The sequence below is a fragment of the Neoroseomonas soli genome (genome assembly GCF_018129065.1).
In the GTDB taxonomy this organism is placed as follows: Bacteria; Pseudomonadota; Alphaproteobacteria; order Acetobacterales; family Acetobacteraceae; genus Neoroseomonas; species Neoroseomonas soli.
Window position 1 is genome coordinate 1 of sequence record NZ_JAAEDM010000060.1, and the last position, 11,766, is coordinate 11,766.

Annotated in this window: 12 protein-coding genes and 1 pseudogene; 1 reads left to right on the forward strand and 12 read right to left on the reverse strand. The window is 72.0% G+C overall.

Annotation, left to right across the window (positions count from 1 at the left end):
* The 8 genes and pseudogenes from GXW76_RS18270 to rpsB all read right to left on the reverse strand — a co-directional run.
* Positions 1-261 (reverse strand): annotated as a pseudogene (locus GXW76_RS18270) (1-deoxy-D-xylulose-5-phosphate reductoisomerase); the annotation flags it as partial.
* The gene (locus tag GXW76_RS18275) at positions 258-1,115 is read right to left on the reverse strand and encodes a phosphatidate cytidylyltransferase (protein WP_211863562.1); all 858 of its coding nucleotides are present in this window, start codon (positions 1,113-1,115) and stop codon (positions 258-260) included. The gene GXW76_RS18275 and the pseudogene GXW76_RS18270, both read right to left, overlap by 4 nt.
* On the reverse strand, positions 1,112-1,855 hold the full coding sequence (gene uppS / locus GXW76_RS18280; protein ID WP_338150990.1) for a polyprenyl diphosphate synthase: 744 nt from the start codon (positions 1,853-1,855) through the stop codon (positions 1,112-1,114). The genes GXW76_RS18275 and uppS overlap by 4 nt, the downstream gene beginning before the upstream one ends.
* Positions 1,856-1,940: 85 nt before the next feature.
* The gene (gene frr, locus GXW76_RS18285) at positions 1,941-2,507 is read right to left on the reverse strand and encodes a ribosome recycling factor (RefSeq protein WP_211863535.1); all 567 of its coding nucleotides are present in this window, start codon (positions 2,505-2,507) and stop codon (positions 1,941-1,943) included.
* Positions 2,508-2,520: 13 nt separating this feature from the next.
* Positions 2,521-3,246, reverse strand: coding sequence for a UMP kinase (gene pyrH / locus GXW76_RS18290; RefSeq protein ID WP_211863536.1), 726 nt, complete (start codon positions 3,244-3,246; stop codon positions 2,521-2,523).
* A gap of 373 nt (positions 3,247-3,619) precedes the next feature.
* Positions 3,620-4,603 (reverse strand): magnesium/cobalt transporter CorA, encoded by a 984-nt coding sequence (corA, locus tag GXW76_RS18295; protein ID WP_211863537.1) that lies wholly within the window; start codon positions 4,601-4,603, stop codon positions 3,620-3,622.
* A gap of 161 nt (positions 4,604-4,764) precedes the next feature.
* Entirely contained in the window at positions 4,765-5,703 is a 939-nt protein-coding gene (gene tsf, locus GXW76_RS18300) for a translation elongation factor Ts (RefSeq protein WP_211863538.1), read from the reverse strand.
* A gap of 68 nt (positions 5,704-5,771) precedes the next feature.
* Positions 5,772-6,563, reverse strand: a complete 792-nt coding sequence (rpsB, locus tag GXW76_RS18305) for a 30S ribosomal protein S2 (protein ID WP_211863539.1) — start codon at positions 6,561-6,563, stop codon at positions 5,772-5,774.
* 399 nt (positions 6,564-6,962) lie between these two features.
* Between rpsB and GXW76_RS18310 the strand changes: the two genes are divergently transcribed.
* Positions 6,963-8,567 carry an alkaline phosphatase D family protein gene (locus GXW76_RS18310; protein WP_211863540.1) on the forward strand — a complete coding sequence of 535 codons (1,605 nt, stop codon included), beginning with the start codon at positions 6,963-6,965 and terminating at the stop codon, positions 8,565-8,567.
* A 135-nt stretch (positions 8,568-8,702) separates the two neighbouring features.
* On the opposite strand, the gene GXW76_RS18315 is transcribed toward GXW76_RS18310, so the two are convergent.
* The 4 genes from GXW76_RS18315 to GXW76_RS18330 all read right to left on the reverse strand — a co-directional run bounded on the left by GXW76_RS18315 (position 8,703) and on the right by GXW76_RS18330 (position 11,764).
* Entirely contained in the window at positions 8,703-9,512 is an 810-nt protein-coding gene (locus tag GXW76_RS18315) for an aspartate dehydrogenase (RefSeq protein ID WP_211863541.1), read from the reverse strand.
* Between the two features lie 52 nt (positions 9,513-9,564).
* Positions 9,565-9,882, reverse strand: coding sequence for a hypothetical protein (locus tag GXW76_RS18320; protein WP_211863542.1), 318 nt, complete (start codon positions 9,880-9,882; stop codon positions 9,565-9,567).
* An 89-nt stretch (positions 9,883-9,971) separates the two neighbouring features.
* Positions 9,972-11,126 carry an aminotransferase gene (locus GXW76_RS18325; RefSeq protein ID WP_211863543.1) on the reverse strand — a complete coding sequence of 385 codons (1,155 nt, stop codon included), beginning with the start codon at positions 11,124-11,126 and terminating at the stop codon, positions 9,972-9,974.
* 35 nt (positions 11,127-11,161) lie between these two features.
* Positions 11,162-11,764 carry a DNA-3-methyladenine glycosylase family protein gene (locus GXW76_RS18330; protein WP_211863544.1) on the reverse strand — a complete coding sequence of 201 codons (603 nt, stop codon included), beginning with the start codon at positions 11,762-11,764 and terminating at the stop codon, positions 11,162-11,164.
* Positions 11,765-11,766: the final 2 nt, after the last annotated feature.

Here is an 11,766-nt window from a genome sequence, read left to right on the forward strand (position 1 = left end):
GGCGACCACCGCTTCCGGGCCCGCCGCGGCTTCGATGCCGGAACCCGCCAGCCCATCCCGCAGCGCGCCGTAGCACGCCGGGTCCGCCACGACCGCGATCCGGGCGCCGAGCCGCCGCGCCTGTTCGGCCAGCCCCAGGGCATCCCGGCCGGCGACAAGAGCCTCCACGCGGAAGGCGCCCGGGGGCGCCTCATCCAGCAGGGCGGCGGTGCTGCGCCCAACCGAGCCGGTGCTGCCGAGGATGGTGACGCTGCGCGTCATCGCCAGAGCGGCTGGCCCTGGCCGAGCGCGAAGGCCAGCAGCGCCGCCGCCGGCGCCGCCGCGATCACCCCGTCCAGCCGGTCGAGCAGGCCGCCATGGCCGGGAATGAGGCTGGAGGTGTCCTTCACGTCGAAGCGCCGCTTGATCCAGGATTCCAGCAGGTCGCCCGCCTGCGCCATGATCCCCAGCATGGCGGCGACGGCCGCCGCGCGGGAAGCCCCTCCTGGCGCCAGCGCCGCGGCGGCCGCGACGCCTACCAGGACGGCCCCGGCGAGCCCGCCGGCCGCGCCCGACCACGTCTTGTTGGGGGAGATGGCGGGCGCCAGCTTCGGCCCGCCGAAGGCGCGCCCGGCCATGTAGGCCCCGATGTCGGAGGCCCAGACCACCAGGACCAGGAACAGCACATTGGCCCGGCCGGCGAAGTTGTCGTGCCGCAACTCGATCAACGCGATGCCGGCGATGCCGATGTAGAGCACCCCCGCCGCCAGCCAGCCCGCCGGCTGGCCCACGCGGCCAGCCCCGCGCATGCGCGCGGCCGCCCACCAGGTCAGGCCCCAGCCGAGCGCCAGCGCCACCAGCGCCGCGCGCGGATGTTCGGCGACCGCGAGGATGCCGGAGGCCAGCACCGCCACCGGCACCACCATGCCCGGCAGTGCCCGCGTGCTGAGGCCGCAGAGATGCACCCATTCCCACGCCAGCACCGCAATCGCCACTGCGATCAGCGCCGTCCATGGCTCGGCACCCAGCCAGATGCAGGCGAGCGCCGTCGGTCCCAGGACCAGGGCGGACAGGAAGCGTTTGCGCAGGTCCCGCCAACGCTTGGGCCCCTGGCCCGATCCGGTCGCAGCGCTCAGGGCCGCGCCCCGTAGCGACGGTCGCGCCGGCGAAAGTCGGCCACCGCTTCGGCCAGGTGCCGCGCGCCGAAATCGGGCCAGAGCACCTCCTGGAAGACGAACTCCGAGTAAGCCGCCTGCCAGAGCATGAAATTGGACAGCCGCTGCTCGCCGGAGGTGCGGATGATGAGGTCGGGATCCGGGATGCCGGCCGTGTACATGAAGCCGGAGAAGGTCGCCTCATCCAGCGCCTCGGGCGCGAGGCGGCCTTCGGCGACGGCGCGCGCGGCGGCCCGCGCGGCGGCGAGGATCTCGTCCCGCGCACCGTAGGAGAGCGCGACATTGAGGTTCAGCCGCCGCCCGCCTGCCGTCTGCTCCTCGGCGGCGCGGACGGCGCGCGCCATCTCGGGCCCGAAGCGTTCGTAGTCGCCGATGACGCGCAAACGCACGCCTTCCTTCACGAGGTTCGCCACCTCGACGCGGAGGTAGAGGCGCAGCAGGCCGGTCAGCGCGGAGACTTCCTCGAGCGGCCGGCGCCAGTTCTCCGAGGAGAAGGCGAAGAGCGTCAGCCAGGACACGCCGAGATCGGCCGCCGCCTCGACCGCACGGCGGGCGGCCTCGGCCCCCGCCTTGTGGCCGAGCGCCACCGGCAGCCCGCGCGCCTGCGCCCAGCGGCGATTGCCGTCCATGATGATGGCGACATGCAGCGGGCCCTCGGCCGGCGCGCCGGGCAGCCGTGCAGGTTCGGAGACCGCGCTCACGCCCCCTTCCCCCTGCCTCGCCGGGCCTGCACCGGGCACCCCCGCAATCCGACCTCCGATCGATCCCCTGAGATCCGCCGCGGCCTCAGACCGTGCGGATGTCCTTCTCCTTCTCCACCAGCGCGGCGTCCACCTGCTTCACGTACTGGTCCGTGAGCTTCTGGATCTCGTCCTCGTTGCGCTTGGCGTCGTCCTCGCTGACCTCGTGCTTCTTGTCCCAGCCCTTGACCTGCTCCATGCCGTCGCGGCGGACGCCACGGATGGCGACGCGGGTCTGCTCGGCGTAGCGGGCGGCGGCTTTGGCCAGTTCGTTGCGGCGCTCCTGCGTCAGCGGCGGCAGCGGCACGCGGATGACCTGGCCCTCGGATTGCGGGTTGAGGCCGAGATTGGCCTCGCGGATCGCGCTCTCGACCGCCTTGGTCAGCCCCTTGTCCCAGACCTGCACGGAAAGCAGGCCCGGGCCGGCGACCGAGATGTTCGCCACCTGGTTCAGCGGCGAGACGGCGCCATAGGCCTCGACCCGGATGGGCTCGAGCAGCGCCGGGCTGGCGCGGCCGGTGCGCAGGCCCTGGAATTCCTTCTTCAGCGTCTCCATCGCGCCATCCATGCGGCGCGTCAGGTCCTGCTTCAGGGCGTTGAAGTCGGCGGCCATGGGGCCCTCTCCCTTACTGCTGGTCTTCGTGGACGGTGGTGAAGCGGCCTTCGCCCTTCATCACCGCGGTAAAGGCGCCGGGCTCGTGGATGTTGAACACGATGATCGGCAGGTGGTTCTCGCGCGCCAGGCTGATCGCGGCGGCGTCCATCACGGCGAGGTCGCGCGCCAGCATGTCGAGGTAGGTCAGCGAGACGTAGCGCTCGGCATTCGGGTTCTTGCGCGGGTCGGCGGAATAGACGCCGTCCACCTGCGTGCCCTTGAGCAGCGCGTCGCAGCCCATCTCGGCCGCGCGCAGGGCCGCCGCGGTGTCGGTGGTGAAGAAGGGGTTGCCCGTGCCGGCGGCAAAGATCACCACGCGGCCCTTCTCCATGTGCCGCACGGCGCGGCGGCGGATGAAGGGCTCGCAGACGCTGGTCATCGGAATCGCGCTCTGCACGCGCGTCGAGACGCCGACCTTCTCGAGCGCCGCCTGCATGGCCAGCGCGTTCATGACGGTCGCGAGCATGCCGATCGAATCGGCCTGGGCGCGGTCCATGCCGGCCGCCGCCCCGGCGACGCCGCGGAAGATGTTGCCCCCGCCGATGACCAGGCTGACCTCGACGCCGAGGTCGGTGACGCCCTTCACGTCCTGGGCAATGCGGCGGCAGACGGCGGTGTCGAGGCCGTAGTCACGCTCCCCCATCAAGGCCTCACCGGAAACCTTGAGCAGGACGCGCTTGTAGTTGGGCGAGGCCATGGAGTGGCGGTTCCCGGGGTGTCGAAACAGGTTGCGGAGGCTAGTCAGGGCTTGTGGCGGCTGCAAGGCAGGCGCGCCGGCATGCCCCGGTGGGCGGCCTCGCCTTTGCCATACGCGCCCGGCGGCGACAAGGGCACCGGGCCGCGACGGGGCGGCTTGCCGGCGGATACTGCCCCTCCTCCGCGCGCCCGGCGCACCAGGGGGCGTCGAGTGGGCGGCGCATGCCGGCGGTCCCATGCGTCATGGCCGGCGGCCTGCGAAGCGGGCCGGGGCCGCCAATGCGGCGCGCCGGCAGCCCGCCCAGGCCAGGCGGCCGCAGGCCGCGCCCGGCGACCGAGGGCAGGACAGCGGTCCATGCCATCCGCCGCGGGGATCAGATCCAGCCGGCCCGCCGGAAGCGCCAGTAGAGCGCCCCGCAGATCGCCAGGATGATGCCGAGCACGACCGGATAGCCCCAGGGCTGCTTCAGTTCCGGCATGTCCTCGAAATTCATGCCGTAGATGCCGGCGAGCGCCGTCGGCACCGCAAGGATCGCCGCCCAGCCGGCGAAGCGCCGCATGTCCTCGTTCTGCCGCAGGGAGGCGAAGAGGAGGTTGGCCTCCAGCGCCGAGGTCAGCAGTTCCCGCAGGCCGTCGATCAGTTCGACCACGCGCAGCACGTGGTCCTGCACGTCACGGAAATAGGGCTGCACACGCTCCTCCATGAGCGGCGCGTCGAAGCGCATCATCCGCGTGCAGACCTCCCCGATCGGATGGATGGCGCGGCGGATGGTCATGAGTTCGTGGCGCAGCTCGTAGATCCGCTCGATGTCGGCGCGCGTGCTGCGCTGCTTGAAGACGCGGTCCTCGAGGTCGTCGATCTCCGTCTCCAGCGCGTGCAGCACCGGGAAGTAGTTGTCGACGATGAAATCCATCACGGAATAGACGACGAAGATCTCCCCCAGCGCGAGCATGTGCGGGGAGCGTTCGCAGCGCCCGCGCACCCCGGCATAGGTGACGGAGGAGCCGTGCCGCACCGTCACGACATGGCCGCGGCCGGCGAAGATGTGCGTCTCGCCGAAGCGGACATGGCCTTCGACGAGCTGCGCGGTGCGCATCACCACGAAGATGGAATCGCCGTAGGTCTCGAGCTTCGGCCGCTGGTGCGCGTTGTGCGCGTCCTCGACGGCGAGGTCGTGCAGGCCGAAGCGGCGCTGGACCTTGGCCAGCACCTCCTCGTCGGGCTCGAACAGGCCGATCCAGACGAAGCGCCCGGGCTCGGGCGCCACGGCCTCGCAGGCGAGGTCGAGACGCTCGATCTCGACATCCTCGACACGCCGGCCGGATTGGTAGACCGCGCTGCCGACCACCGATCCCATGGCGGCCCTCCCCTCGCCCGGGGATCGAAGCCCCGGGCCGGAAGGCTACCACCGTGGCGAAGCGCCGCGCCACGACAGCGCGATGGGGCGGAAACGACAACGGGCAGGCCATGGCGGCCTGCCCGTCGATCAATGCAGGATCGGCCCGAAGGCCGGGGCGGTCAGCCCTGGCCGGCCGCGGCCGCGACCTCGGCCGCGAAGTCGGAGGACTGCTTCTCGATGCCCTCGCCGAGCTGGAAGCGGGCGAAGCCGGCGAGGTTCGCACCCGCCTTCTTCACCACTTCCTTCACGCGGCTCTCGCCGTCATGCACCCAGACCTGCTCGAGCAGCACCACTTCCTCGTAGTACTTGCGGATGCGGCCCTCGACCATCTTCTGGATGACCGCGTCCGGCTTGCCCGACGCCTTGGCCTGCTCGGTGAGCACGGCCTTCTCGCGGTCCAGCGCCGCCGGCTCGACGAAGGAGATGTCGAGCGCCTCGGGGCGCGCGGCGGCGACATGCATGCCGAGCTGGCGGCCGAGCGTCTCCAGCGCGCCGATCTCGGACGAGCCCTCGAGCGCCACCAGCACGCCGATCTTGCCGAGGCCCGGCTTCACCGCGGAGTGGACGTAGGTCGCGACCGCGCCCTCGTTCACGTGCAGGCGCCTGGCGCGACGGATGGACATGTTCTCGCCGATGGTGGCGATCAGGTGCGTGAGCTGGTCGGCCACGGTGCGGCGGGCGGTGCCGCCCTCGACCAGGTCCAGCGCCTGCGGCCAATGGGCGTTCTTCAGGTTCTCGATGTCGTCGCCGACCGTCAGCACCAGTTCCGCCACCGTGGCGACGAAGTTCTGGAACTGCTCGTTGCGGGCGACGAAGTCCGTCTCGGCATTCACCTCGACCATCGCGGCGGTGCGCGGGGCGGAGGCGACGCCGATCAGGCCCTCGGCGGCGACGCGGCCGGACTTCTTGGCGGCGGCGGACAGGCCCTTCTTGCGGAGCCAGTCGATCGCGGCCTCCATGTCGCCATTCGCTTCGACGAGCGCCTTCTTGCAGTCCATCATGCCCGCGCCGGTCTTCTCGCGCAGGTCGCGGACCATCGCCGCAGTGATCTCGGCCATCGGAATGCCCCGTGGTTGCCAGTGGGAAAGAAGGAACCGGGGCCACGAGGGCCCCGGCAGTGTCAGGTTCAGGCCTGCGGCTGGGCTTCCGGCGTCGCCTCGGGGGCGACCTCCGGCAGGGCTTCGGGCACCAGCTCCTCGGCCGAGCCGACATCGACGCCGGAGGCCTGGAGCTCGGCCGAGATGCCGTCCAGCACCGCGGAGGCGACCATGTCGCAGTAGAGCGTGATGGCGCGGATCGCGTCGTCGTTGCCCGGGATCGGGTAGGTCACGCCCGCGGGATCGGCGTTGGAGTCGACCACGGCGATGACGGGGATGCCGAGCTTGTTGGCCTCCTCGATCGCCAGCTTCTCCTTCACCGTGTCGATCACGAAGATGATGTCGGGCAGGCCGCCCATCTCGCGGATGCCGCCGAGCGCGCGGTCGAGCTTCCCCTTCTCGCGCGTCAGCATCAGGATTTCCTTCTTTGTCAGGCCGGCGGTGTCGCCACCCAGACGATCGTCCATCTGCTTCAGGCGCTTGATCGAGCCCGTGATGGTCTTCCAGTTCGTCAGCATGCCGCCGAGCCAGCGGTGGTTGACGTAGTACTGGCCGCAGCGGGCCGCGGCTTCCGCCACGTAGTCGGCCGCCGCCTTCTTGGTGCCGACGAAGAGCACGCGGCCGCCGGCGGCGACGGTGTCGCGCACGGCGCGCAGGGCGCGCTCCATCATCGGGACGGTCTGCTGCAGGTCCAGGATGTGGACTTGGTTGCGCACCCCGAAGATGTAGGGGGCCATGCGGGGGTTCCAGCGGCGCGTATGGTGGCCGAAATGGACGCCCGCCTCGAGCAGCGCACGCAGGGTGACTTCGCGCATCGCCATGGGGCGATTCTCCTTCCTGTAGTCCGGTTGAGCCTCCGCGGCGCATCCCCCGTTGCCGGGGACCGGACCCTACCTGGGATCAGAAAGGGCGCGCCGCGTGCGGATTACCGGGCGGGGAAGACCCCCGTCCGGCGCGGGCGATATGGCGGAAAGCGGCCGCCGGAGCAAGCCCCGAGGGGTCCTTCGGGGCGGAATCCTGCCCTTCCGGTCATGGCCGGGATGGCCGCCCGCCCCTGCTCCGTCCAGGGGCGCGACCCTCCCCGGAGGGGCGCTCCCCCGGTTCGCGCGGCGGGCGCGGCAGGAAGCCCCTGGCGCCCCCGAACGGCGTCACGCAGGATTCATGCCGCAGCGGAGAAGGCCGGGGCAGTCTCCGCCGCGCAGCAGCGCAGGACCCGCCGCATGGACAGCACCGCCCGCCACATCCTCGACCTCTCGCGCCGCGGGCTGCTGCGTGGAGGGGCGGGGCTTGCCGCCCTCGCCGCCCTGGCGCCCGCGGCGCGGCCGGGGCTGGCGCAGCCGGTGTTCCGCTCCTTCCCCTTCACCCTCGGCGTCTCGAGCGGCGATCCCGCGCCGGACGGCTTCGTGATCTGGACGCGGCTGGCGCCGGAACCCCTGCAGCCCGATGGCGGAACGGTGCGCGCCGCCCTGCCCGTCACCTGGGAGGTCGCGGAGGACGAGCGCTTCACCCGGATCGCCGCGAGCGGCACCGCGATCGCCCGGCCGGAACTCGCGCATGCCGTCCATGTGGAGGTCGCCGGGCTGGCTCCGGCCCGCCCGTATTTCTACCGCTTCCGCGCGGGCTCCGAGGTCAGCCGCACCGGCCGCGCCCGCACCGCCCCTGCCGCCGGCGCCGCACCCGCCCGGCTGCGCTTCGTCACCGCCGGCTGCCAGCACTACGAGCACGGCCACTTCACGGCCTGGTCGCATATCGCGCGGGAGCCGGACCTCGACTTCGTCTTCCACTATGGCGACTACATTTACGAATACCGCGGTCGCGCGCCGGGCCAGCCGGGCTGGGGGCCGCGGGTGCGGCAGCACCTGGGGGAGGAGACGATCTCCCTTCCCGACTACCGCCTACGCTACGCGCAGTACCGCAGCGACCTCGACCTGCAGGCCGCGCATGCGGCGCATCCCTTCCTGCCGAGCTACGACGACCACGAGGTGGACAACAACTGGGCCGGCGAGAACAGCGAGGAGAACGGCCAGGGCCGCTTCCCCGTCGCCGTGCCGCCCGAGGTCTTCGTGCTGCGCAAGGCCGCCGCCTTCCAGGCCTGGTACGAACACATGCCGGTGCGCCGCGCCGCGATCCCGCGTGGGCCGGACATCACCGCCTATCGCCGGCTGGACTTCGGCACGATGGCGCGGGTGCATGTGCTCGACACGCGCCAGTTCCGTGACGACCAGCCCTGCGGCGACGGAGCGAAGCCTGCCTGCCCGGAGGCATTCCGGCCGGAGGCGCAGATGCTCGGCGCGGCGCAGGAAGACTGGCTGCTGGAAGGGCTGGCGGGAAGCCCGGGGCGGTGGAACATCCTCGCGCAGCAGGTGCCGATGATGCGGCGGGAACTGCGCGGCGGCACGATCTCGATGGACAAGTGGGACGCCTACCCGGCGGCGCGGCAGAGGATCCTGGACGGGCTGGCGGAACGCCGCACGCCCAATCCGGTCGTGCTGTCGGGCGACGTCCATGTCGCGCTGGCCGCGACCATCCGCGCGCGGCCCGAGGATGCGGAAAGCAGCGCCATCGCGACGGAATTCACCGCGACCTCCATCACCAGCGAGGGCGACGGCGCGGAGATGACGCCGGCGGGAGAGGACGTGCTGCGGCGAAACCCGGACATCGCGCTGTTCAATGCGCGCCGGGGCTACTGCGTCAGCGAGGCGACGGCGGCGGCCATGACGACCGAATTCGTCGCGCTGCCCTTCGTGACGCGGGAAGACGCGCCGCGGCAAACGGCGGCGCGGTTCGTGGTCGAGAACGGGCGCGCCGGGGTGCAGCGCGGGTGAAGGTCGGGGGAGGATGAACCTCCCCCGAACCCCCTCCCTTCTTTGGTTTTCTGGCGCCGGCCCTGGCTGTCAGTCCCGAAAAGCCAAAGAAGGTTGAGGGGGGCCCGGGGGGAGAAGTTCCCTTCTCCCCCCGCCTTACGACCCGACCTTCAGCGTGCTGGTCAGCCCGCGCAGGCACGCCAGGATCGACAGCGGCGTGATCTTGCCGGTGCGTGGGTTCTCCTCGCTTGGCACGTTCTCGATCGTCATGGTCAGGCGCGCGGCGGCGGCTTCCACGCGGATGGTGTGGGTGTTGCGCGTCACGCCCGGGTCCGCCCAGATCTCGACCATGGTGCGCTCCGGCCCGATCCCGGCCAGCGCCAGCGCCGCGGCGACGTTCACATTGGCCGGGAAGCCCTGTGCGGCGTCGAAGGCGTTGCCCTTGAAGACGCGCGTCGCGCTGGTGACGGCGCCAACGTCGATGGCGTGCTGCTTCAGGTAGGGCGCGCCTTCCAGCCCGCGCGGCGGCTTGCGCGTCTCGATGGTCACGCTCTCCACCGCGCCCTCGGCGGCCGCGCGCACGGCGTCGAGGCCGAGCAGCGCGCCGGTCGGCACGATGATGCGCGCGCCGGTCTGCTTCGCGCGCTCGACCAAATGCATGCGCGGGAGCAGCGCGCCGACCGAGGACGGGACGAAGATCCTGCCGGCCTCGATCGCGGCGGTCGCGATTTCCTCGAAGGCCGCGGCGGGGGCGGCTTCCACCACCACGTCGCAAGCCGCCAGTTCGGTGTTGGCCACGACCATCGGCGGCGCCTTGAAGCCGGCGATGTTCGCCTGTGCCTTCTTCAGGTCCCGCGCGCTCACGGCAGCAAGCCGCAGCCCCTGCACGCCCGCATCCAGCGCGCGCGCGAGGTGCAGCCCGATCGCCCCAAGCCCTGCAATGCCGACCGTCAAGTCTTTAGACATTCGCTCCTCCCCCTTCATGAAGGCGGGGCGGTAGCACAGGGGCAGGGGGAAGTCAGCGCGCCACGGCGTCGAGCCGGCGGCGCGAGAAGGCCGCCGCCAGGGACACGCCGAGCCAGAGCGCACCGACCACCAGCCTGGTGATGCGGTGCGCCTCGGATTGGTCCGGCAGCGCAGCGAGGCCGAGATTGCCGAGCCCGAGCACCAGGCCGACCCAGAGGAACATGGACGTCTGGCGGCGATACTGCGTGCGAAATTCGTCCGGCGTGCCGCGGTGCCTGGGTCGCACCCAGCCACCCGCCACCTTGCGCGATTCGATCGGCAACCAGACGATCAGGATCGCAGCCCCGATCATCGCGACGAGTTCCAGCATGGCACAGGCTCCCGGCCGAGGCGCGGCCCGGCTGCCGCGCCCTGCAAGGGGCATCTAGCCTCCCGCAGGGCCTCGCTGCACGATTCATGTCACAGCCGGGACGGTACCTGCGCGATGACATCCTCGGAGGCATTGGCGAAGGCGAGGCGCAGATGCCTTTCCTGCCCGGGCCCGAAGAAGGGGCCCGGCAGGCCGAGCAGGCCGCGTTCGACCGCGAGGCGCTCCGCCGTCGCCACCGCCTCGGGAGCATCCTCCGGCAGGCGCAGATAGGCGAAATAGGCGCCGAGCGCGTCGAGCCGCCAGCCGGGCAATTGCGCGGCGGCGCGGCGGAAGGCCTCGGCGCGCTGGGCCATCAGGTCGCGGTTGCCGGCCCGCCAGTCGCGCAACGCCTCGACACCCCAGGCCAGCGCCGTCTGCGCAGCACGCGGCGCGCAGATCTGCATGGTGTCGAGCGCCTTCATCAGTTCCGAACGGAAGCCGCCGCCCGAAGCAATCGCCGCCACCCGGTGCCCCGGCACGCAATAGGCCTTGGAGAAGGAATAGAGATGCACGAAGCCGCCGCGCCAATCCGGGTCCTCGAACAGCGCATGGGGCGGGGACTGCGCGGGGGAGAGGAAGTCGCGATAGGTCTCGTCGAGGACGAGCCAGGCGCCGTGCCGCCGCGCCAGTTCCGCGAAGCGCGCGATGACCTCGGGCGGATAGACGGCGCCGGTCGGATTGTTCGGCGTGACCAGGACGATGGCGCGCACCCCGGCCATCAGCGCCTCGGCGCGGTCCGGGTCGGGGATGAAGCCGTCCTCGGCGCGGCACTCCAGCGGCACGCAGGGGATGCCGAGCGCGGTCAGCGCCATGCGGTGGTTGAAGTACCAGGGGGATGGCAGCATCACCGCCTCCCCCGGCCCGGCGAGCACCGTCATCGCCATGGTGAAGGCCAGGTTGCCGCCGGAGGTGATCGCCACGTCCTCCGTCGTCACCTTCGCCCCGTAGAAGGCCGAGATGTCGGCGGCGAGCGCCGCCCGCAGCGCCGGTTCCCCGTCGATCGGCCCGTAGCCAGCGGCGGCGCGCCCGCCGGCCGCTTCCGCCAGCTTCGCCAGCAGGTCCGGATGCGGCGGATAGCCCGGCACGGCCTGGGTCAGGTCCAGCACCGGCCCGGCGCCGCCGGCATAGCGCGCCGCCCACGCGCGGACGGAGGGAATGGGCGGCGTCTGGGTCGCGCGGATGCGCGGGGAAAGCGGGAGGTCCATGGCGCGGCCAAACAACCACCGCGCCGCCGGCGCGTCTACGGCGCCTCCCCGGCCGGCCGGCCCGTGGCGTGGCGCCAGTGGTGCCAGAGCAGCCGCGCGGCGAGCGACCGCCAGGGCGACCAGGCCAGCGCCATCTCGGCCAGCGCCTTCGGCTTCGGCCGTTCGGCAAGCCCCTTGAGGTGCGTGAGGCCGGCAGCAAGCGCGAGGTCCCCGGCCGGGAAGACATCCGGCCGCTCGAACCCGAAGAGCAGATGGACCTGTGCCGTCCAGGGACCGAGGCCGGGAATGGCGGCGATGGCGGCGACCGCCTCCTCATCGGGCGTGGCGCGCAGCGCGGCGAATTCCAGCCGCCCTTCCGCCACCGCGGCCGCCAGGGCGCGCACATGCAGTACCTTGGGCCGGGACAGGCCGGCGCCGCGCAGGGCATCCTCGCTCAGCGCCAGCAGGCCGGCGGGTTCCAGCGCCCCGGGCAGGGCGGAAAGCCGCCCCCAGATCGCCGCCGCCGCCTGGTTGCTGATCATCTGGCCGCAGATCGCGCGCAGCAGCCCCGGAAAGCCAGGATCACGCCGCCGCCAGGGCAAGGGGCCGGCGGCAGGCAGGATGCGGGCGAAATCGGGATCGGCGCGGCCGAGGGCCAAAA